Here is a 21,930-nt window from a genome sequence, read left to right as displayed (position 1 = left end):
GGCGCGGATCGTCGCCCGCACACGGCGTCAGGCCACGACCACGACCACCTTGCCCCGGGCACCGCGCACCGCGGCCGCGGCCAGGGCCTCGTCGAAACGCGCCAGCGGCACGGTTGCGCGCACGTGCGGGACGAGGACGCCCTGCGCGGCGAGGTCGAACAGGGACACCAGCCGGGCCCCGTCGGCGCGCACCGACACGGCGACGGAACGGATCCGGTCCGTCCGGGGCTCGGTTCCGGGCAGCACCGCGATGTACGTGCCGCCGCCGCGGACCGTCGCGGCGACGGGCTCACCGATGGACGCGGTGTCCAGGGCGGCGTCGTAGCCACCGGCGAGATCGGCGAGCGGCGCCGCGCCGAGGGCCCGGAGGCCCTCGGCGTCCGAGCTGCGGGCGAGACCGGTGACCGACCATCCTGCGCGTACCGCGAGGGGCACCGCGAAGCCGCCTACCGCGCCCGCGGCGCCGGTGATCAGCAGGTCTCCCGCGGGCTCGCCGGCGAGGTCGAGGGCCTGGGCGGCCGTGAGCGACGCCAGCGGTAGCGCCGCCGCGTCGACGGTGCCGATCCCCTCCGGGATCGGCGCGACATCGGCCGCGGGCAGCGCCACGTACTGCGCGAAGGTGGCGATGGCCGGGTCCGCGACGATCGCCGCGACCCGGGTGCCGGGCGTGATCGCGGCACCGTCGCCCGCGGCCACGACCTCGCCCGCGAGGTCCCAGCCCAGCCCGAGAACGGCATCCGGGCCGACCCAGCCGGCGTCGCGCGGACCACCCGCGGCGGTGAAGGCGTCGACCGGGTTCACCGCGGCGGCGGCGATCCGGACGAGCACCTCACCCGGCCGGGGGTCGGGGACGGGGATCTCGACGATCGCGGGAACGCCGCCGGGACTCACGTGTACTGCCTGCATGGTGGTTCCTTCCGCCGGTCGCCCCGCGGTTCGGGGCGTTGCCCCCACACCATTGCAGCGTTACTCTCCAATAGAAAGTACGTACCTGGAGGTGCGTAAGGAACACTGGAGGACGGCCATGGCTACCCGGACCGCAGCGGAGCGGCGCGAGATCGAACGGCTCGAGTACGACGCCTTCCTCGCGCAATGCCCGAGCCGACAGCTGCTCGAGCAGCTGTCGTCGAAGTGGGTCACGCTCCTGCTGTGCGCGCTGCATGAACGGCCGCATCGGTACTCGGAGCTCTCCCGCGAGGTGGCGGGCGTGAGCCAGAAGATGCTCACCCAGACGCTGCGCACGCTCGAGCGCGACGGCCTCCTCTCCCGCACCGTCGAGGCCACGGTCCCCGTCACGGTCACCTACACGATCACCGAGTTGGGCGAGTCGCTGTACACGGTGGTGCAGCACCTCAAGCGGTGGGCCGAGAGCAACATGCCCGCGGTGCACCGCGCCCGCGCCGACTACGACGCCGCGACGGGAGCCTGACCGGGTCACGACATCGCCGGTCCGCATCGCACCGTCGGACCCGGCGGTCGGCGATACAGTGCGACGATGGACTCGTCTTGGCCGCGCCCCGACCGGCGTATCGCGACGCTGATCCGGGAGGTCGCGGAGCGGATGCTCGCCTCGACGGACGCCGCGGTCGAGGAGCTGACGGCGGCGGCGCACGAATCGGCCGACTACCGCACGGTGCTCGACGACCCGCAGCTCGTGGCCGCGGACCGTCGGATGAACAAGACGAACATGGTGCACTGGCTCTCGGGCAACCTGCAGGACCCGGGCGCGCGGGTGCCGCCGAGCACGGACCCCGACATCCTGCAATTCGCCCGTGACGTGGTGCGGCGCGGCCTGGACATGCACGACCTCGGCTCGTGGCGCGGCGCGCAGCACGGCGCGTGGTCGGCCTGGGTCGACGAGTGCTTCGCGGTGACGACCGACCTCGACGAGCTGCGGGAGCTGATGAAGGTCTCCGAGCGGTCGATGGCGACGTTCATCGATGATTCGATCGCGGCGCTCGACGAGTACGTCGAACAGGAACGCGCCGAGCTCTCCCGCGGAGCCAGCGCGGAGCGGCACGCAACGGTCCAACTGCTGCTCGAGGGCGCCCCGATCGCCCGCGACCGGGCGGAGGCCCGGCTCGGTTACGCCCTCACCGGGAGTCACCTCGCAGCGATCGTCTGGAGCGACACCTCCGATGAGGCGGCGCGTCTCGACGCGGCGGCCGAGGCGCTGATGCGGGTGTGCCCCGCCAACCGGCGGCTCACGCTCAACGCGAGCGCGTCCGCGCTGTGGGTGTGGGTTCCCGCCGAAACGGCACCCTCGGTCGAGGCGGCGGAAGTCGCGCTCGCCGATCGGGCCGGCATCCGTGTGGCCCTCGGGCGCCCGGGGCGGGACCTGGAGGGCTTCCGCCGGAGCCACCTCGACGCCCTTGCCGCGCAGCGCGTCCTGGCCCGCGTCGGATCCGCGCGCCGGGTCGTGCGGTACGAGGACGTCGCCCTGATCTCGGTCCTGACGGCGGACATGGCGCAGGCGGATCAGTTCGTGGCCGACACCCTCGGCGATCTCGCCGCCGCGGACGCCGTCCTCCGGGACACGGCACTGACGTACGTCCGGGAGCGGTTCAACGCGTCAGCAGCGGCGGAGAAGCTGTACACGCACCGCAACACCGTCGAACGACGGCTGGCCCGGGTCGATCAGCTGCTGCCCGCGCCGCTCGCCGACAACGCGGCGAGCGTGGTGGCCGCCCTCATGCTCGTGCAGCTGCGGGACTGAGGGCGGCCACCGCGGACTCACATCGGCAGGTCGGGCGAGTCGACGCCGACCACCCGGTCACCGCAGAAGACGCGCACGGATTCGGCGGGACCGTGACCGCCGATACCGGACGGTCCCCAGAAGCTCTGGGCCGAATCGTCCCCGAGATCGGCGACCTTCGCGCCGTTGACGCGCACCTCGCCGGACTTCACGCGGGCGCCGATGGCGATCGCACGGTCGGTGTCGGTGCCGAAGACGTAGGCGTCGAGGCCCGACGGGTGCGCGTTGGCGGCGCGCAGCGCCTCCTCGTCGGAGTCCACGCCGTGCAGGGAGATCACCGGACCGAACAGCTCGGCGGTGGTGCGATCGGGGTCCGAGCCGGTGGCGATCGTCGGCGACAGGAAGTACCCGCCGAGGCTCGGAGGCTCGCCGGGCTGGTCGATTTCGGCGCCCAGCGCGCGCAGGCCGTCGATCCGCTGCAGGAGCGTGCGGTAATGCGGCTCGTTGGAGATCGGGCCGATGTCGGTGCGCTCGTCGAGCGAGTGCCCGATCCGCAGCTTCGCGATCCGCGCGATCAACGCTTCCCGCAGCGGCTGTACGAGCCGGTGCGGCGCGAACACCTTGCCCGGTCCCTCGCACCACTGGCCGTTGAGGTTGGTCATGCCGGTGAGGATCCCGTCGGCGGCCACGTCCACGTCGGCGTCCTCGAGGACGAGCGCCGGGTTGTTGCCGCCCAGCTCGAGCTGGAGGACCGTGAAGTCCTCTGCGGCGGCGCGGGCGATGGCACGGCCCGCGCCGGGGCCGCCCGTGAACGACACCACCTGGACGCGCCGGTCCCTGGTGAGTGCCGCACCGACGTCGCCCGCGCCGTGCACGAGTTGGAGGGCCCCGTCGGGCAGCCCGGCGTCGATGAACGCCTCGACGATGATCTGGGCGCTCGCGGGAGCGTGCTCGGACGGCTTGAGGAGGACGGGGCAGCCGGCGGCGATCGCGCTGGCTGCCTTCGCCGCGGGGATGAAGCTGGGCCCGTTCCACGGCGTGAGGATCGCGGCGGGGCCCCACGGGATCCGGTGCAGCCGGACGTCGCGCCCGTCGGCGGCGAGCGGGGTGACGCGGGCGATGGTCCGCGCCTCGGCGGCGGCCCCGCGCAGGCGGTACGGCAGGAACGCCGCGACCTTGCGCGTGGCGCTGATCGCCGTGCCGCTGGTGAGTGCGTCGATGCGGGCGATCTCCTCGATCCGCTGCTCCACGTTCGCCGCCGCCCGCTCGAGCGCGTCGGCGCGCTCGAGCCGGAAGTCGTCGGCGGTGAAGTCGGTGCTCTCGTACACCCGCTCCGCGAGCTGCAGTGCCCGCTCGAGCTCGGCGGGGGCGGTGGTCACCATGCGGTGCACCGGCTCGCCCGTGTTGGGGTCGATGTTCCAGGTGTCGAGCGTTTCGCAGTCGACCCACTCGCCGGCGATGTAGCTGCGCGGCTGCGCCAGCGTGGTGTTCGTGGTGGTCATCGGATCGCCTCCGCGGTCTCGGGTCGGGCGTCGGCTCGGACGGGGGCGTCCGACGCGGCGGGCATGGCGACGACGATGCGCGTGACGTCACCGGACTTCATGGCCTCGAAGCCCTCGTTGATCCGCTCGAACGGGACGACCTCGGTCACCATCTCGTCGAGCAGCAGGCGGCCCTGCTGGTACAGCCGGGCGAACTGCGTGATGTCCTCGCGGGCCTGGCCGGAGCCCATGTACGAGCCGATCAGCTTCTTCTCGGTGAAGAAGAAGTCGTGTGCGGGGACGGCGAGCTCGGTGCCCAGCGGGGCGATGCCGACGAGGCACGCGGTGCCGGTGCCGCGCACGGCCGCGAGCGCGGTGGCGGCTGTCCGGGCCGAGCCGACCGCCTCGAAGGCGTAGTCCACGCCGTCGCCGAGGATGTCGCGGATCTCCGCCGGCACGTCGGACGTGCCGTTGACGGTGTGCGTGGCGCCGTAGGTGCGCGCCGCCGCGAGCCGCGCGTCGTCGAGGTCGATGCCGACGATCGCGGAGGCACCCGCCAGTCGCGCCCCTTGGATGATGGCGGAACCGACGCCGCCGCAGCCGATCACCGCGACCGTGGACCCGGCCCGCACCTGCGCCCCGCGGAAGACGGCGCCGACACCGGTGACGATGCAGCACGAGAGGAGGCAGCCGACCGTGGTCGAGACGTCGTCGGGCAGCTTCACGACGGCGTTGGCGCGCAGCAGGATGTGCTCGGAGAACGCGCCCACGTCGCCCAGCCGGGCCACCGGAGTCCCGTCCGGCAGCGTGTACGCGGGGCGCGGTCGCTGCCGGATCTCGTCGAGCCGCAGGCACTGGGTCGAGTGGCCGGCGTCGCAGTTCCTGCATTCACCACAGGACGGCGTCAGCGCGCCGGTCACGCGGTCACCCGGACGGAATCCGGTGACCGCGGAGCCGACGGCCTCGACGATGCCGGCCACCTCGTGGCCGACCACGACGGGCAGCTCGGTGGGGACGGTGCCGGTCATGTAGTGCAGGTCGCTGTGGCACAGCCCCACGTGGGTCACGGCGATGCGAACCTCGTGCGGCTGCGGATCGTCGACGACGATGTCGGTGAGCCGCATGGGCTCGCCGATGGCGGTGAGCACGGCGGCGCGGGTGGTGATCATCGGGTTCCTCCGGTGGTAGCGGCGGCGGGCGTGCTGCGGGCGTCCCAGAAGCCTTGGACGCCCGCGGTCAGGGCGCCGCTGTGCCACGCCTCGTCAGCCGCAGCGTCCTCGCGGGCGAAGGCGCGCTCGATCTCGTCGAGCGTCGGGCGCAGCAGGGCCACGTGCAGGGCGGTGGTGTTCGCGCCCTCCGGGGTCCACGCGTGGATCGTCTCGACGGCACGGTCCACGAGCGCACTCCGGTCCACGACCTCGTCGAGCAGCCCGATCCGCAGTGCCTCATCGGCGTCGATGCGCTCCGACCCGAGGATCATCCGCATCGCGTGCCCGCGGACGATGCGCGGCAACAGCAGGCTCGACGCGTTCGAGATGGTCAGCCCCCGAGCGTTCTCCGGCTGGAAGTAGGTGGTCTCGGGCACACCGATGCGTGCGTCGCAGCACAGCGTGATCTCCGAGGCGCCGCCGACGGCGATCCCGTTGACCGCGGCGACGACGGGCACGCGGGTCTCGATCACGGCGCGGGTCACGTCGTGGAAGCTCTCGAAGCTGTCCCGCATCCCGTCGAAATCGGTCGGCGGCGCGGCGAGGTCCTCGCCGGCGCTGAAGGCCCGCCCGGTGCCGGTGAGCACGATGCCGCGGACCCGGTCGCCGGTCCCGTACTCGCGGATGAGGGCGGCGAGACGGCGGCGCATGCCCACCGTCAGCGCATTGAGCTTGTCGGGGCGACGCAGCGAGATGACGGCGACCTCGCGCACCACCTCCACGAGCACCTGCTCGACGGGATCGTTGTTCTCCACGGGGTTCTCCTTGTTCGACGGTGCCGGTGCGTTCGACGGCGCCGGGGCGCGCAGGTCGAAGACCGTGCCGGGCACCTCGGCGGCACGGGCCTTGAGGGCGGGTTTCGCGACCCGCTGGGACGGGGTGCGCGGGAAGTCGGTGACGAACTCGACGAAGCGCGGCACCTTGAACCTCGCGAGCCGCTCGCCGACGCGCGCGACGATCGCCGCGGCCGTCGCGTGCTCGGCCGCGATCGCGGGCGCGAGCTGGACGAAGGCCTTGACCTCCTCGCCGAGCACGGGGTCGGGTTCGGCGACGACGGCGGAGGCGACGACGGCGTCGTCCTGCTCGAGGGCGGCCTCGACCTCGACGGCGGCCACGTTCTCGCCGCCGCGGCGCACCATGTCCTTGAGCCGCCCGGCGAGACGGATGCCGCCGTGCTCGTCGACGACGGCGAGGTCTCCGGTGTGCAGGCGGCCGCCGCGGAGCGTCTCGGCCGTGGCCTCGGGCCGGTTCCAGTACCCGAGCATCATCGGGACGCCGGCGACGGTGAGCTCGCCGGGCGTGCCGGCCGGTACCTCGGCGCCGTCGGCGTCGACGATCCGGATCTGCTTGGTGCCGATGGGGTGTCCGAGTGTGCCGCTGCCGACGGCGCCGGCATCGTCGAACGGGCTGAACAGGTCGATGCCGCTCTCCGTCATCCCGTAGACCTCCCGCCAGGGTGCGCCCCACCGGGCCTCCAGGTCGGCGTGCAGGGCCGTGGGGATCGCCGAGCAGAACACCGCGCGCAGGCGGTTGTCCCGGTCCTCGGGGCTCGGCGGCTGCTTGAACAGGAGCGTCGGCATGGAGCCGAGCACGTAGCAGAACGTCGCGCCGTGCCGGCGCACGTCGGCCATGAATCCGGACGCCGAGAAGCGGGGCAGGACGACGAGCGGCGCCGCGGTGGTGAGTGCCAGGACCGTGTTCCACTGCGGGTCCATGTAGGAGAAGGGCTGCGCAGTGAGCAGGACGTCGTCCGGCCCCAGTCCGACGGCCGCGGCGCAGGCCCAGCCGATCCGCGTCCAGTAGTCGTGGGTCAGCATGCACGCCTTAGGGAACCCGGTCGTGCCCGAGGTGTACTGCAGGTTGGCGAGCGTGTCGGATCCGACCGGGACCTCGGGGGGCGCGGCGGGGTACGCGGCGTCGGCCGAGTCGGCGATGTCGACCACGGCGACGCCCGCGAGGGCGGGATCGCCGGCGATGACCTCGCGCACCAGCGGGAGGTGATCGGCGTCGGTCACGATCACCCGCGCGCCGGAGTCCTGGAGCACGAACTGCAGGTCGGCGGCGCGGTAGGCGGAGTTGACGGGTACCGCCACCGCGCCCGCCTTGAGCGCGGCGATCCAGGTGAGCGGCCAGCCGGCGATGTTGGGCAGCATGATCGCGACGCGATCACCGGGCGCGATACCGTCGGTCGCGATCAGCCGGTGCGCGAGCCGCGACGACGCCTCGTCGAACCGCCGGTAGGTCCAGGACTCGGGGCCGAAGCGCAGCAACTCGGCGTCGGGGGTGCGGGCCGCACCGTCGGCCAGCAGGCCTGTGACGGTCCGTATGCGGGGCGCGTCGGCGATCGCGTCGGCCGCGACGGCACGCCGCATCACCGGTGCGTCACCGGACGAGGTGGTGTCGAGGGTCATCCCCAGGCCTCCTGTCGTTGTCGTGATTCGTCGACGATCCAGCTCATGGCCGGGTCGTCGCGCTCCATCCACTCGGGGTGCCACTGCACGCCGAGGATCGGCGCGCCGGGCACCTCCACCGCCTCGACCACGCCGTCGGCCGTCCGTCCGGTGACGACGAGGCCGGCGCCGCAGCGGTCCACGGCCTGGTGGTGCCACGAGTTGGTGGGCATGGACGGACCGAAGATGCGTGCGGCGGTCGATCCGGGCTCGAAGGTCACCACGTGCTCGGCGTCGCCGTCCGTGGGGGCGCCCTGCTGCGACAAGTGCGGGACCGGCCCCGGTGGCAGGTCCTCGATCAGCGTCCCGCCGAGGGCGACGTTGAGCACCTGCACTCCCCGGCACACGCCGAGCAGCGGGATGCCGCGGTCGAGCGCGGCACGGGTGAGCGCGAACTCGTACTCGTCGCGCTCGGGGTCGTGGGCGTTGGTGTCGGTGCGGGGGTCGATGCCGCGGACCACGGAGGCGTCGCCGCCCCACCGGTCCGGGTGCACGTCCTGACCGCCGGTGACGACCACGCCGGACAGCCACTCGCAGGCGTCGGCGGGGTCGGCGTCGTAGGGCAGGTGCACGGGTACGCCGCCCGCCTGCGCGATGCGGGTCGCGAACGCGGACATGAACGAGTCCATGCACGCCTTGCCGTACCGGGGGTCGGCGCCGGCGAGCAGGCTGAGCTGGAATCGGCGGCCGGTAATCCCGACCAACGGCTTGCGGCTCATGAGAACTCGAAGTAACGACGGGACTCCCACTCGGAGAGTTCGGCGTACGGGTCGCCGCCCGTGGTGTGGAACTGCATCCACTCCCACCGGCGCGACGCCGTCCAGAAATCGACGAACTCGTCGCCGAGGTACTCGCGGAGGAGGACGTCGGCGTCGAGCGCGGCGATCGCCTTCGTCATCGAGTCGGGGATCCGCTCGATGCCGCAGTCGTCGGGCAGGCACCAGGCCATGTCGTCGATCTGCGGGGGCGGGGGCACCTTCTTCTCGATCCCCGCCACGATGCCTGCGAGCACGACCGCCAGCGCGTAGTACGGGTTGACGTCGGAACCGGGCACGCGGTACTCGAGCCGGGAGTACTTCGGATGTCCCGCAATGGCGCGCAGCGCCGCGGTCTTGTTGCTGACGCCCCAGCTGATCGTGGTCGGTGGACCGGAGACGTCTACCAGGCGGCGGTACGAGGTGATCTGCGGCAGCGAGATCAGGGTGGCGCCCGCCATCGTCGCCATGAGGCCGCCGACCGCGTCGAGCATGAGCTCGGACGGGCCGTCCGGCGCGTAGAACTCGTTGACCCCGTCGCGCTGCAACGAGACGTTGAGGTGCGCGCCCTGCCCGAAGCCCGCGGTGGGCTTGGCCATGAAGGTGACCGACCGTCCCTTCTCGCAGGCGATCTCGCGCATCACCTGTTTGGTCCGCACCCACGCGTCGGCGACCGCGAGCGGCGCGCCCGGCGCGATGTTCAGTTCGGTCTGGCCGGGAGCGGCCTCATCGGTCCACGCCTCCCAGACGATGCCGAGCTCGTCGAGCCGGTCGGTGACGGCCTCCATGTAGTCGATCCAGTCCGACGAGCGGGCGAGGTTGTAGGTCGCGCCGGTCTCCCCGCCGAGCGGGGTCAGGTCGCGGTATCCACGGGCCCGGGCCTCCTGGATGGACTCCTCGAACAGGGTGGTCTCGATCTCGACGGCGACCGTCGCGGTGTAGCCGAGGGCGGCGAGGCGGTCGATCTGCCGGCGGGCGAGGTTGCGCGGGCAGATCGGATTCGGGCTGCCGTCCTTCAGCCAGAAGTCGCCGATCACGGAGTGGACGCCGGGCTTCCACTCCACCAGGGTGTCCATGTCGGGCAGCAGCGCGATGTCGTAGAGGTTCCCGCGCCAGTCCGGATACGGGTCGCCGAACACGACGTCGGTGCCCATGTCGATGGCGAAGAGGACGTCGGCGAACGCGAAGCCGGAGGCCTTGCCGGAGGCGAACTTCGCGGGCGTGACGTTCTTGCCCATGAAGCTGCCGTCGTGGTTGGTGGCCTCCACGCGATAGGCCTTGACCGGCCCGCCGGTGCGGGGAGCGGCCGAGAGGAGATCAGACATCGTAACGGGCCTTCCAGGAGGCGGCGGTCATCGCCGAGAGTTGGGCCATGCTGCCCTGGACGCCGAGACCGCGTTCCAGGGCGGTGAACAGGAAGTCGGCACCGGTGAACACGCCGGCGAGGGCGTCGGCCGTGCCGACCATGCGATAGGTCGAGGCGCCCACACCGAAGCGGGCCTCCTCGCGGCCCTCCGGTCCGGTCGCGACGGCGACGAGCACGTCGGGGACGCCGCGGATGTCGCGGGTCGCGTCCCAGAACCGCGCACCGGCCTCGCGCCAGTCGGGCAGCGGGACCTGCAGGACTCGCAGGACGGCGTCGGCGAGTTCCCCGTCGCCCTCGGTGTCCGTCGGGGCGAACCGGGAGTCGAGGTCGACGACGACCGTCGCATCGGTCGGCGTGACGACGCCGCCCGTGACGGTCAGGGCACCGTCGGCGAACGTGACGGTGGCGGCCTGCGGGGTGGAGTGGGAGCGGACGGCGACGGTGCCGGCACCGCGCCCGAGGACGTCGGGCGCGTGGTCGAGCCGGATCGCGTCGTTCAGGGTGCGGCCGATCAACCGGACGACGGGTGTGGCGTCGTCGTCGATGGCTACCCGGACCCGCGTTGCGGGCGCGAGGGTGGTTTCCATGGTGGTTCCTTGGTCGTGGGACTGAGGGGAAGAGGTGCGGGAGCCGTGACGAACCCGGAGGTCGTCACCGCGCCATCGCCCGCTCGAGGTGGGCAACCACGTGGTCGGCGATGCGCAGCGCGAGCGCGTCCGGCAGGTGATGCCCCATGCCGGGGACCACGATGTGCCGCGCCCCGGGGATCGCGGCCGCGGTGGCGGCGCCGCCCGACGGCGCCACGATGAGGTCGCGGTCGCCGTTGATGACGAGCGTGGGCGCGGTGATCCGGGAGATCTCCTCGGTGCGGTCGCCCGAGGCCTGGATCGCCTGGAGCTGGCGGGAGGTGCCGGCGACCGCGTCGCCGGCGGTGCGCTCGAACGTGGTGACGGCGTGCGCGGCCTCCTCCGCCTCGTCGATGGGGTACGCGGTGCCGGCGAGGTGTGCGGTCATCCGCAGGTGCGAGCGCACGGCGCCCACCCGGTCGCGCGGCGTCGGCGCGGAGATCAGGACCCAGGTCGACGGTGCCGGCTGCCCCACCTTCGGGTCACCGGTGGTCGAGTACAGCGAGGTGAGCGTCGTGACGAGGTGGGGATACCGCGCGGCGACGGTCTGGGCGATCATGCCGCCCATCGACCGTCCGACGAGATGGACGGGGCCGAGCCCGAGGTGCTCGATCAGCTGCGCCGCGTCCGCCGCCATGTCTGCGAGCGTGTAGGCGTCGCGGCGCGGCCGGCCGAGCAACTGGCGCAGTGTGTTCGGCGGCGGGGTCGTGGCGTAGGTCGACCGTCCGCAGTCGCGGTTGTCCATCCGGATCACCCGGAAGCCGGTCGCGACGAGCGCGGAGACGAATCGGTCGGACCAGGTGGTGAGGTCCTCGGCGAGGCCCGCGACGAGCAGGACCGGCGTGCCGTCCGCGGGGCCGTCGATGCGGAAACAGACGCGGGTTCCGCCGGGGAGGACGGTGAATCGGTCGAGGTCCTCAGGCATCGACCCGCTCCTTGGCGGACGCGCGTGTCTCGTCGCGGGTGGAGCCGAATTGCAGGGCGTCGTCGAGCAGGGGGCCGCGCAGGATCTTCGCGTCCTGCTGGTACGACATCGACATCTGGAACATGCCCGTGCCCTGCTTCGGGATGACGTCGCGGGCGCGCTGGGCGTAGCCCGAGTCGAGGTCCAGGATCGGCCGGCGCTCCATCGTGGGATCGGCGTCCACGCGCACGCTGTCGTAGCCGAAGGCGTCCATGTGCCTGATGAGTTCGCAGAGGTAGCGGGCGACGATGCCGATCTTCAGCGTCCAGGCGGACGTGGTGTAGCCGATCGCGATGGACAGGTTGGGCAACCCCGTGAGGAGGGTGCCGCGGTAGGCGACGGTGTCCGGGATGTGGACCGGCGCACCATCGACGTCGAAGTCGATGCCGCCGAGCAGGCGCATGTTCAGGCCGGTCGCCGTCACGATGAGGTCGGCGTCGAGGTGCTCGCCGGATTCGAGCGCGATCCCCGTCTCGGTGAACCGCTCGATCCGGTCGGTCACGACGGAGGCACCCCCGCCGCTCAGCGCCTCGAAGAAGTCCCCATCGGGCGACAGGCACAGGCGCTGATCCCACGGGTCGTAGGGCGGGTTGAAGTGGGTGTCCACCGCGTAGCCCTTCGGCAACAGGGACCGGTTCTGCTTGCGGACCAGAGCGCGCGCGATTCGCGGGAACGCGCGCATGAACTTCACCTGGCCGCGTTCGGCCCAGATGCTGGCGAACCGGGTGATGGCGTAGCCCCGCTTCTCGCCGAACCACTTGGTGAAGAGGAGCGCCGTGGAATCGACCTTCGGCCAGGCGACCACGTACGTGGGGGTGCGCTGAAGCATCGTGACGTGCGCGGCGGCGCCCGCATGGTTCAGCATCGACGGGATCATGGTCACGGCGGTGGCGCCGCTGCCGATCACGACGACCTTCTTTCCGGCGTAGTCGTAACCCTCGGGCCAGTGCTGCGGGTGCAGGATGTCGCCCTGGAAGTCCTCGCGGCCCTCGAAGTGCGGCGTGTAGCCCTCGTCGTACCGGTAGTAGCCCGTGCCGGCGAAGATCCAGCTGGTAGTGATGCGCCGGTCGCCGTCGGGCGTCCGGACGTCGAGCGTCCAGCGGGCGTCGTCCGACGACCACGAGGCGTGCTCGACGCTGTGCTCGAACCGGATGAACCGGCCCAGGTCGTACTCGTCGACGGTCTCCTGCAGGTAGTTCAGGATCTTCGGCGCCTCGGCGATGGCGTCGGGGTCCGTCCACGGCTTGAACTCGTAACCGTAGGTGTGCAGGCCGTTGTCGGAGCGGATCCCGGGATACTTGAACAGGTCCCAGGTGCCTCCGATGTTCGCGCGACCCTCGAGGATCACGATGCGCTTGTCCGGGAAGGCCTCGGTGATGTACTTCGCGGCGCCGATGCCGGCGATGCCGGCGCCGATGATGACGAGATCGAAATCGTCGGGGTGGCTTGTCGTTGCGTTCATCGTGGGGGCCTTCCGGTGACGTCGAAGCTGTGATACGTCGACGATGCCGGTCCGGCCCCCGTGTGAGCTACCGCACAGTGCTCCGTCTTCTGTGACGGAGCGGTGCACTGTGCACACCCGCTCCGATCATCATGTGCGGCTGCCGATCACGCGGTATCGACCGCAGAGGAAGGCCTTGTTGCGCGCCCACTCGACCAGCTCGAAGTCGAAGGCGCGCGGGAAGAGCGGACGTCCCGACCCGACGGTCGCGGGCGCGTAGCTGATCACCACCTCATCGAGCATTCCCGCCTCGGCGAACTGGGCGGCGAGGTCTCCTCCCCCGACCACCCACACGCCCTTGTCCCCCGCTGCCGCCTCGATCGTCGTGCGGAGCTCGGACGGCGCGCCCGCCACGAAGCGCACACCGGGGTGGATCGGCTCCAGCTCGCGGTGGGTGAACACGAACACCGGGTAATCGCCGTAGTACCACTGTTCGTCACCGGCCTCGACCCGATCGACCACCCACTGGTAGGTGGTGTAGCCCATCACGATCGCGCCGACCTCGGCCATGTACTCCTCGATGTTCATCGGGCCACCGTCGTCGATCGGCTGGCTGAGCAGCCAGTCCAGGCTGTCGTTCTCGTCGGCGAGGAAGCCGTCGAGGGTGGACGCGGTGTAGTACGAATAGGCGGTCCCAGAGGTTGTCACAGTGTTCCTCCCGTAATTCTTCGGTGCCAGATGATGGGGTCGGGGTCGAGCTCGGGGGTGTCGATGGCGATACCGGCGCCGGCGAGCATCCACCGCGCGAGCAGCCGCCGGTGGGTCGAGAACGTGAGTTCGTGCACCACGATCTGCGAGAGCAGGAAGGACTCGGGCGGGTCGCACAGTGCGTCGATCACGCGATCACCCCAGGCGCCGCGTCGTTCGATGTCACGGATGACGCCCAGCCACCGCGGCGAGATCCGTTCGTGGTGCGCGCGAAGAACATCGGGATCCACGTCGGCATCGCGCTGGGGTTCGGGGTCGCCCGCGATCGTCGCGAGCCAGGGCTCGGTGCTGTGCACGAGGTGCCACATCACCTGCGCGAGGGATTCGTCCGGCCCGTCCCAGTGCCGCGGGGTCGAACCCGGGAGCCGGATCCTCCGGTACTCCTCGTCCGACAGCGCGGAGACCGCTTCCAGCAGCGCTCCGATGTCGGCCGCATCGTGCTGCACCTGCAGCGCCAGTACGTCCCCCGTGGACTCCTCGTGCCCGTCCTCGACGTACAGCACCGTCGGCGAGTGGAAGTGCAGGCCGTTCGGAGCCGGCAGCCAGTGCCCGACGGTGGCCGGAAGCTGCGAGGGCGAGTGCCCGTAGGCGCGGGCGAACGCCCGGATGAATCCCTCGACGGAGTCGTACCCCGCGGTGAAGGCGGCGTCGGTCACGGTCGACCCGCGCTGCAGCTGCCAGGCGGCGCGTTCGAGAAGCACCCTTCGACGCAGCGCGACGGGCGATTCGCCCGCGCCGGCGCGCACCTGCCGGGCGAAGTGATGCTGTGAGGCGTGCGCGCCGGCGGCCATGGCGTCGAGGCTGTCGTGCGGATCGGCGAGGACGGCCTCGAGGAGTCGGCGCAGCGGGTCGGCGGGTTCGGGCATGGGACCAGTATCGACCGCCCGGCCCCGCTGCCGCTTGACCGTTCTTGCTCAGTTCGTCACGGCGCCCCCGAGCCCGGCGAGGACGGCCTTCGCCGCCCGTTCGCCGGACGCCGCCGCGTCCGCGAGCGAGGGCACGTCGAGGAGGAAGTCGCCCGCGAGATGGATCGGTCCGATCGGCTCCCGCAGCACCGGCAGCGACGCGCGCTTGTTCGGTGCCCAGAACGGCACCACGCGGTGGTGCTTGCGGACGATCGGCGTCCCGAGCCTGCCCTTGAGTTGCGGGTAGAGCGAGACGAGGTCGCGGCTGAACCGCTCGGCGATCTCCTCGTCGGGCAGGTCGAGCAGGGCGTCCGCCTTCGCGCCACCCGCGAAGCAGGCCAGCGCACCGCCGGGCTTGCGCGGGCCTCGTCCGCGCAGCGCGGCGGCGTGGTTGAACACCGCCTGGAATTGCAGCAGCGGCGTCGAGACGGCGAAGAAGTCGTCCCAGTCCTGGGGCTCGCCGTCCTCCTCGGTGAAGAACCCGACTACCACGTAGCGGCCGTAGTCGATGTCGTCGTACGCATCCCGGTACGACTGCGGGAGGCCGAGGAGGATCCGCGTAGCGATGTCGGCGGGCACTGTGACGACTGCACGCTCGGCACGAAGGTGCACCGGACCGTTCGCATCCTCGTACGCGACGACGACTCCGTCATCGTCCCACTCGACCGTGCTCACCGTGGCGCCCAGCCGGATCCTGTCGCCCAGATCCTCGGCGAGGATGTCCGTCAGCGTCTGGTTACCGCCGACGGGGAGCGAGAAGTTCGGCACCTTCTCCGGATCCGCGATGGCGATCCCCACGGAGAACACGAACTGTGTGGCGGCCGTCTCCTCCGGTTCGCAGCCCATCCACTGCGCCGCCCACGCCCGGACGACGGCGCGGGCCGTGGCCGAGCGCACGCCGCGCACGATGGCGTCGCCGGACTTGCGGTCCAAGGACGCCCGCACGCGGCGGCCGATGGCGCCCTCGGGGTTCATCCCCAGAGCGACCGCGCCCGAGACGACGCGCGCGCCGACGACCGCCATGCCGACCCTGTCCAGAAAGCTCATCCCCTTGGAGAACATGAGCTGCACCGGGTTCGACGTGTCGATCACCTCGCCGTTGAGCCCGAGCGCCACACCCTTGCCCGCGAGGCTGCCACGGGCGACGTCGTGCCGGTCCAGCGCGTCGATGAGCGGGCCCGTGCCCTCGGTGAACTGGGTGCCGACGTTGATCCAGTAGTCGCCCTGTCGGACGGTCTCGACGCGCCCGCCCGCGCGGTCGGCGGCCTCGAGGACGACGACGTCATCGACGTGGGCGGACAGGGTGGTCGCGGCCATGAGGCCGGACATGCCCGCTCCGATCACGACGACGCGGGCGGACTCCTCGCGGGCGGGCTTCGGTGCGGTCATGACTTCCTCATTTCATCGGTGGTTCCGGCATCGCCGTCTGACGTACACACGACCATCATAGTCGTACGACTAAGTCGCTTGACCAGTAACGGTGGACGAACGCCACCGCCGGCCGCACTCGCCATGCGCGGGCGCAGCCCCAGTGAGGTCCGGTATCACCCGGCGAAACGGCAGGTCAGCCGGGAATCAGCCGAGGTCGACCCAGGACAGGAGCGTGCTCGCGGTCGCCGGAGCGCAACCGCCCCCTGTATCCAGATTCGCGTCCATCCACGCGTCGAGCGCACGGATGGTGAGGTCGATCTGAGCAGGTGCCGCATCACGGTCCGCGAACACCAGCCAATTCATGGCGAAGCCGTCCGAGAGCACGGTGACCATGTACGCCAGCTCATCGATCGCCCCGTCGGCCGGGGACTGTCCGGCGGCTGCGGCGTCCGCCTCGAGGATGGCGCGCAGCGCGGAGTTCGCCTCGGTGTACACCATGACCGCCTGCTCGCTCGCCTGGCGTCGCGCCCAGCTGATCAGCTCGATGATCGCGCGGCCGAAGTCCTCGTTCGCGACGTACCACTCCATCACCCCGCGCATCAGAGATCGCGCGGTCTCCTTCACGTCACCATGACAGTCATTGCGCGCCAGCACATCCCGATACTGTCCAGCGACGTACTGGAAGACCTCTGCGAACAACTCCTCCTTGGACGCGAAGCAGTAGTGCAACGTCGCGAGCGGCGCGTGCGCGGCGTCCGCGATCCGGCGGGTAGTGGCACCGTCGACTCCGTGGATCGCGATCACGCGCACTGCGGCGTCGACGAGTTCCGAGCGCCGCTCCGCGGCGGGGATGCGGGCCATTCGGGCCTCCAAGACGGTGGTAACAGGGCGCTCCGGCCGGAGTCACCGGCGACACTACACCGATTCGGGGCGAATCGGTCGTCCGTCTTGATCGACACGACTTCTCCGATCGCCGCCCTTGACTGTGACCGGCGACACTGCCATTCTCGTTTCGCGGTCATTTGACCAAGACGATCGACTAGTCAGTCGGAGCTCCGACTCAGCGCGAGGAGAAACTGCGATGAAGGTCCTGTACGACACCGGCTGGGCCGCGCCCCCGCCCTCCGCCGAACCGCAGCTGGCCGGTGACGTCCGCTGCGACGTCGTCGTGATCGGCGGTGGTGGGGGCGGCATGGCCGCCGCGATCCGCCTGGCGGAGAAGGGCGCCGATGTGGTGCTCCTCGAAGCCCGTACCCTGGGCGCGGGCGCCAGCGGCCGCAACGCCGGCTACATCACCAACTCGATCGCCGCCGATCCCGAGATGCTCGGCCTCCTCGTCAAGCCGGACCGCCTGCGTGCGCTGTACCGGTACGCGGAGAACGCCGTGCATTTCGCCGAGGAGGCCATCGAGAAGCACGCCATCGACTGCGGGCACGTCAAGACCGGCATCGTGATGGCCGCCGTGACCCACGGGCAGCTGCGTCGTGCTCGTCGGATCGCGAAGGTACTGCAGAAGAACGGGGCGGCGGCCGAGTTCGTCGACGGCCGCGAAGCGGGGCTTCCCGAAGGGTTCCTCGGCGGGGTGCGCGAACGGGTGGGCGGCACCCTCAACCCCGGCGAGTTCGTTCTCGGGCTCCGGGAGGCGACCATCGCCGCCGGGGTGCGCGTGTACGAGTACACGCCCGCCCGGGACGTCACGGACGCCGGGGACGGCGTCACCGTCGAGACGCCCGGCGGAACCGTCCACGCACGGCGTGCACTCCTGATGACCAATGCCGACAACGGTGCGTTCTCGATCGCCCCGAAGAACCTCGCGACCCCCACGTACACGTGCCTGCTCGAGACCGAGCCGATCGCACCGGAACGTCTCGACGCGATCGGCTGGACCAGCCGTGCGCCCATGGTCTCGCTGCACATGATCCTCGAGAACCACCGGGTGACGCCGCGCGGCACGATCGTCTTCGGCACCCGCCGGGTCGAGGCCGGGCACAACCCCCTACCTGAGCGCGCCCCATCGCCGGCTGTCGCCGAGGATCTCGTCCGCGGCTTCCGCGAGCGGTTCCCCGGTCTGCGCGACGTCGGATTCCAACGCGTGTGGGGCGGGTGGATCTCCATGAGCGGAACGTGGATGCCCGCGGCCGGCGAGGCCTCGGACAACGTCCTGTACGCCCAGGCCTGCAACGGTCACGGCTTCGCCCAGGCCCAGTACGTCGGCCACCTCCTGGCCGATCATGTCGACGGCGCGCCCCGCCACGCGGACCTCGAGGCGATCTGGCACGGCCGTAAACGCTTCTGGCCCAGCGTGGTCAGCGGTCCCGCGCTGTACGCCGGGTGGCTCGCCGACCGCGCCCTCGATCGAGTCTCCGCACTCACAGATCGGACCCGCTGATGTTCACCACCCGCTTCACCGAGACCTTCGGCATCGAGCATCCCCTCGTCTGCGGCGGTATGACCGCCGTCGGAACGGCCGACCTCATCGGCGCCGTCGCCGATGCCGGCGCACTCGGATTCCTGACCGCGCTCACCCAGCCCACTCCGCAGGCCCTGGCCCGGGAGATCGCACGGTGCCGTGAGATCACGGACAAGCCGTTCGGCGTCAACCTCACCATCCTCCCGACGATCAATCCGGTTCCCTACGACGAGTACCGCGACGTCATCATCGACAACGGCATCACCGTGGTGGAGACGGCGGGCGGCAATCCCGCCCCGCACCTACCGTCGTTCCATGCGGCTGGTGTCAAGGTGATCCACAAGGCCGTGAGCGTGCGGCACGCCCGCAAGGCCGCCGAGCTCGGCGTGGACGCCGTCAGCATCGACGGATTCGAGTGCGCCGGCCATCCCGGCGACGACGACGTCCCGGGCCTCGTGCTCATTCCGGCGGCCGCCAAGGCGATCGACATCCCGCTCATCGCGAGCGGCGGCATCGCCACCGGCGCCGGACTGGTCGCCGCGCTCGCTCTGGGCGCGGACGCGGTCAACATGGGCACGCGGTTCATGGCGACCGACGAGGCGCCGATCCATCCGAACGTCAAGCAGCGGATCGTGCGGAACAGCGAGCTGGATACGCGGATCGTGTTCCGCGAGTTCCGCAATACCGCGCGGGTGGCCAAGAACTCGGTGTCCGATGCCATCGCCGAGATCAGCAGTCGCGCCGACGCGACGTTCGACGACGTCGCGCACCTCGCGAACGGGGCGAGGGCCCGCGCGAACGTGTACGGCAACGGCGATGTCGAGGGCGGCATGTGGTGGGCGAGCCAGGCCCAGGGGCTCATCGACGAGGTCGCGGACTGCGCCACCGTGATCCGGACCATCGTCGCCGAGGCGCAATCCATCGTCACCCACAGGTTGCCCGGCCTCGTAACAACCCGGACCGCCCTAACCACCCGATAACCCAAGGAGAACCACCATGATCGAGATCCTGTTCATGATCGCCGTCGTCTGGGCGATCGCCGTCGGCTACACGTACGGCATCAAGTTCCTCCGGAGACACCACAACTACCTGCTCGGTCTCGAATGGATCGTCGTCGCGACGTCGTGCACCAACTTCATGGTGTTCGCCGCGATCAAGGCCGGCCACGACAGCCCGATGTACACCGCCGCGGCGTTCCTGGACGCGTTCTCGCGGTCCTTCGGCATCACGCTCATCCTGGTGCTCGGCCTGCTCCAGGTGACGCACCGCTACAAGCCGTCGCTCGCCGTGGAGATCGGGGCGTTCGCTCTCGCCGCAGTCGGCGGTTTCGTCTTCCTCGGCTACCAGGAGTCCTCGTTCAAACTCGCCGCCGAAACCTTCCTGCTCGCCGCCAACCTGCTCACGAGCTGCTTCCTCGCCTACTTCAGCCTGCGCCTGTGGCAGATCGGCGAGCAGAAGCACGCGATCTGGGCCGGCGTCGCGACAGTTTTCGCCTCCTTCATCGCGATCACGTACGACTTCTTCCCGATCCCCGAGGATGACATGCTGGACCGCCCGCTCTTCTACACCCTCGCCCTCGCGGCCTGGGGCCTGCAGATGTTCACCTACTACCGCGCCTACACCGCCTTCGACGCCTACAACAAGCGGATGGACGCGCAGGTGACCACCGCGCGGACGGCTGCGTGACCGGCAGCCACATCCTCGTCTCGGCGGCCGAATTCGACGACTTCGGCGGCTGGACGCTGGATTCGCAGTTCGAACCGGTCATGGGGGGTTCTTACCTGCTCGCACACGGCCTGGGCACCCCGGTCACCGACGCCACCACGACGGTCGAGGTCACGGAGCGCGGCACCTACCGGGTGTGGGTCCGAGCCAAGGATTGGGTCCCCGAACACCATCCCGGGCGGTTCACCGTCGCTGTCGACGGCACGGTGCTCCCGGTGGAATTCGGCGCGGACGGACGCGATTGGCACTGGCAGGACGCGGGCACCGTCGAGCTCGAGTCCGGATCAGTGCAGATCACCCTGACCGACCTGACGGGTTTCGACGGCCGATGCGACGCGATCTACCTCACCACCGGTGACGACGTCCCGCCCGAAGGCGCGGGCCCGGAGTCGCGTGCGTGGCGCCGTCGCCTGCGCGGCCTGCCCGAGTCGCCAGTCGACGGCGGATCCTTCGACGTCGTCGTCGCCGGAGGCGGGGTCACGGGATCTGCGGCCGCGCTCGCGGCGGCCAGGCTCGGTCTCACGGTCGCCCTCGTTCAGAACCGGCCGGTGCTGGGTGGGAACGCGAGCGTCGAGATCGGCATCACGCCGCGCGGCGTCACAGGTCCGCTGGTCAAGGAACTGGCGGCGCGGTCGGATGACGGTGACCTGCACGCGCTCAGGCTCCTGGAAGGGCAGCCGACGGTGACCGTGTTCCTGGAGCATCAGGTGTACGACGCGGGGCTCGACGGTGACCGGATCACCTCGATCGATGCTCGTGCCGCACGGACCGGCCGTGAGACTCGGCTGACCGGGTCGATCTTCATCGACTGCACCGGCACGGCGATCCTCGGCCTGCTCACCGGGGCATCGACGATGTTCGGACAGGAGAGCCGAGCGGAGTACGGCGAACCGCTCGCCCCCGAGGAGCGCGTCGAGACGCACCACGGGAACACCGTCTTCTTCCGGACCCACGAGAGCGACCACCCCGCGCCCTTCCCCGACGTTCCCTGGGCCGTGGAGGTGGCGAAGAACTACGCCAACCTCGGTGGCCAGCTTCAGCGGCCCGGAGCCGACAACGGACCGGGCCCCGTCGCCGGTGCCGCCCGCAACCCCGATCCCTCGATCCGGCGCCGGATGCTGTTCCCCGCCAGCCACTTCTGGGAGTACGGTCAGGACCTCGATCCGTACACTGAAGCCGAGCGGATCCGCGACCACCTCCTGCGCGCGATCTACGGCACCTTCTCCAACGTCAAGAACTTCGAACCCGAGACCCACGCCAACCTCGCCCTCGACTGGGTGGCGCACGTCCCGGCACAGGGCGAGTTCCGCAGGTACCGAGGAGATCTCGTGCTCACCGAGAACGACATCCGCGAGCATCGATCGTTCCCCGACGCGGTTGCCATGAACTCGGGCGCTTTCTGCCTGCACTACCCGGGTCACGAGAAGTACGACTTCCGGCTCAAGGACTGGAAGTGGGACGAACGCGATCACGAGCCGTTCGCGGTGCCGTTCCGCTGCCTGTACTCCGCCGACATCGCGAATCTGATGATGGCGGGCAAGCACATCAGTGTCACGCACGTCGCCGGATCGGTCACCAAGTTCATGGGCAACGGCGCACAGCACGCGATCGCGACGGCTGCGGCAGCGAAGGTCTGCCTGGTTCACGACACAACGCCACGAGGAATCTACGAGAACCACCTCGACGAACTCCAGCGGACCATCGCGGCGATCACCCACCCCGATCAACGCACCTGAACCCCATTCATCACTATCGAATCGAAAGA

At 70.6% G+C, this 21,930-nt stretch carries 19 protein-coding genes; 6 read left to right on the top strand and 13 right to left on the bottom strand.

What is annotated here, in order from left to right; genetic code table 11:
• Window positions 1-27 precede the first annotated feature (27 nt).
• On the bottom strand, window positions 28-906 hold the full coding sequence (locus ELY19_RS14735) for an alcohol dehydrogenase catalytic domain-containing protein (RefSeq protein WP_126196888.1): 879 nt from the start codon (window positions 904-906) through the stop codon (window positions 28-30).
• A 118-nt stretch (window positions 907-1,024) separates the two neighbouring features.
• On the opposite strand from ELY19_RS14735, the gene ELY19_RS14730 reads away from it, so the two are divergent.
• Together ELY19_RS14730 and ELY19_RS14725 are read left to right on the top strand one after the other, a co-directional pair.
• Window positions 1,025-1,429, top strand: coding sequence for a winged helix-turn-helix transcriptional regulator (locus ELY19_RS14730; RefSeq protein WP_126196887.1), 405 nt, complete (start codon window positions 1,025-1,027; stop codon window positions 1,427-1,429).
• A gap of 66 nt (window positions 1,430-1,495) precedes the next feature.
• On the top strand, window positions 1,496-2,716 hold the full coding sequence (locus ELY19_RS14725; RefSeq protein ID WP_126196886.1) for a PucR family transcriptional regulator: 1,221 nt from the start codon (window positions 1,496-1,498) through the stop codon (window positions 2,714-2,716).
• A gap of 17 nt (window positions 2,717-2,733) precedes the next feature.
• Here ELY19_RS14725 and ELY19_RS14720 read toward each other — a convergent pair whose 3' ends face one another.
• The 12 genes from ELY19_RS14720 to ELY19_RS14665 all read right to left on the bottom strand — a co-directional run bounded on the left by ELY19_RS14720 (window position 2,734) and on the right by ELY19_RS14665 (window position 16,891).
• A complete protein-coding gene (locus ELY19_RS14720; protein WP_126196885.1) occupies window positions 2,734-4,197 on the bottom strand; it encodes an aldehyde dehydrogenase family protein in 1,464 nt (487 codons plus the stop codon).
• Window positions 4,194-5,345 carry a Zn-dependent alcohol dehydrogenase gene (locus tag ELY19_RS14715; protein ID WP_126196884.1) on the bottom strand — a complete coding sequence of 384 codons (1,152 nt, stop codon included), beginning with the start codon at window positions 5,343-5,345 and terminating at the stop codon, window positions 4,194-4,196. The genes ELY19_RS14720 and ELY19_RS14715 overlap by 4 nt, the downstream gene beginning before the upstream one ends.
• Window positions 5,342-7,795 carry an AMP-binding protein gene (locus tag ELY19_RS14710; protein ID WP_126196883.1) on the bottom strand — a complete coding sequence of 818 codons (2,454 nt, stop codon included), beginning with the start codon at window positions 7,793-7,795 and terminating at the stop codon, window positions 5,342-5,344. Before ELY19_RS14710 ends, ELY19_RS14715 begins: the two co-directional genes overlap by 4 nt.
• Window positions 7,792-8,553 (bottom strand): gamma-glutamyl-gamma-aminobutyrate hydrolase family protein, encoded by a 762-nt coding sequence (locus ELY19_RS14705; RefSeq protein ID WP_126196882.1) that lies wholly within the window; start codon window positions 8,551-8,553, stop codon window positions 7,792-7,794. The genes ELY19_RS14710 and ELY19_RS14705 overlap by 4 nt, the downstream gene beginning before the upstream one ends.
• Window positions 8,550-9,914 (bottom strand): glutamine synthetase family protein, encoded by a 1,365-nt coding sequence (locus ELY19_RS14700; RefSeq protein ID WP_126196881.1) that lies wholly within the window; start codon window positions 9,912-9,914, stop codon window positions 8,550-8,552. The genes ELY19_RS14705 and ELY19_RS14700 overlap by 4 nt, the downstream gene beginning before the upstream one ends.
• Complete coding sequence (locus tag ELY19_RS14695) at window positions 9,907-10,542, bottom strand: hypothetical protein (RefSeq protein ID WP_126196880.1); 636 nt, start codon at window positions 10,540-10,542, stop codon at window positions 9,907-9,909. Before ELY19_RS14695 ends, ELY19_RS14700 begins: the two co-directional genes overlap by 8 nt.
• A gap of 64 nt (window positions 10,543-10,606) precedes the next feature.
• Window positions 10,607-11,506, bottom strand: a complete 900-nt coding sequence (locus ELY19_RS14690; protein ID WP_126196879.1) for an alpha/beta fold hydrolase — start codon at window positions 11,504-11,506, stop codon at window positions 10,607-10,609.
• Window positions 11,499-13,007: a flavin-containing monooxygenase gene (locus tag ELY19_RS14685; RefSeq protein WP_126196878.1), complete on the bottom strand. Its 1,509-nt coding sequence runs from the start codon at window positions 13,005-13,007 to the stop codon at window positions 11,499-11,501. Before ELY19_RS14685 ends, ELY19_RS14690 begins: the two co-directional genes overlap by 8 nt.
• A 129-nt stretch (window positions 13,008-13,136) precedes the next feature.
• Window positions 13,137-13,694 (bottom strand): dihydrofolate reductase family protein, encoded by a 558-nt coding sequence (locus tag ELY19_RS14680; protein ID WP_126196877.1) that lies wholly within the window; start codon window positions 13,692-13,694, stop codon window positions 13,137-13,139.
• Complete coding sequence (locus tag ELY19_RS14675; RefSeq protein WP_126196876.1) at window positions 13,691-14,620, bottom strand: helix-turn-helix domain-containing protein; 930 nt, start codon at window positions 14,618-14,620, stop codon at window positions 13,691-13,693. The genes ELY19_RS14680 and ELY19_RS14675 overlap by 4 nt, the downstream gene beginning before the upstream one ends.
• 48 nt (window positions 14,621-14,668) lie before the next feature.
• Entirely contained in the window at window positions 14,669-16,048 is a 1,380-nt protein-coding gene (locus ELY19_RS14670) for a flavin monoamine oxidase family protein (RefSeq protein WP_126196875.1), read from the bottom strand.
• A 186-nt stretch (window positions 16,049-16,234) separates the two neighbouring features.
• Complete coding sequence (locus tag ELY19_RS14665; RefSeq protein WP_126196874.1) at window positions 16,235-16,891, bottom strand: TetR/AcrR family transcriptional regulator; 657 nt, start codon at window positions 16,889-16,891, stop codon at window positions 16,235-16,237.
• A gap of 220 nt (window positions 16,892-17,111) precedes the next feature.
• Between ELY19_RS14665 and ELY19_RS14660 the strand changes: the two genes are divergently transcribed.
• The 4 genes from ELY19_RS14660 to ELY19_RS14645 are packed head-to-tail and all read left to right on the top strand — an operon-like array spanning window position 17,112 to window position 21,901.
• A complete protein-coding gene (locus ELY19_RS14660) occupies window positions 17,112-18,419 on the top strand; it encodes an NAD(P)/FAD-dependent oxidoreductase (protein WP_126196873.1) in 1,308 nt (435 codons plus the stop codon).
• Window positions 18,419-19,420 (top strand): NAD(P)H-dependent flavin oxidoreductase, encoded by a 1,002-nt coding sequence (locus tag ELY19_RS14655; protein ID WP_126196872.1) that lies wholly within the window; start codon window positions 18,419-18,421, stop codon window positions 19,418-19,420. The genes ELY19_RS14660 and ELY19_RS14655 overlap by 1 nt, the downstream gene beginning before the upstream one ends.
• Window positions 19,421-19,436: 16 nt before the next feature.
• Window positions 19,437-20,126: a transporter gene (locus tag ELY19_RS14650; protein ID WP_126196871.1), complete on the top strand. Its 690-nt coding sequence runs from the start codon at window positions 19,437-19,439 to the stop codon at window positions 20,124-20,126.
• On the top strand, window positions 20,123-21,901 hold the full coding sequence (locus ELY19_RS14645; RefSeq protein WP_227966843.1) for an FAD-dependent oxidoreductase: 1,779 nt from the start codon (window positions 20,123-20,125) through the stop codon (window positions 21,899-21,901). Before ELY19_RS14650 ends, ELY19_RS14645 begins: the two co-directional genes overlap by 4 nt.
• Window positions 21,902-21,930 lie beyond the last annotated feature (29 nt).

Origin of the sequence: Tsukamurella paurometabola (assembly GCF_900631615.1) — a bacterium.
GTDB lineage: Bacteria > Actinomycetota > Actinomycetes > Mycobacteriales > Mycobacteriaceae > Tsukamurella > Tsukamurella paurometabola_A.
The sequence above is the reverse complement of the archived record's forward strand: the minus strand, read 5'-3'. Positions and strand labels throughout refer to the sequence as shown.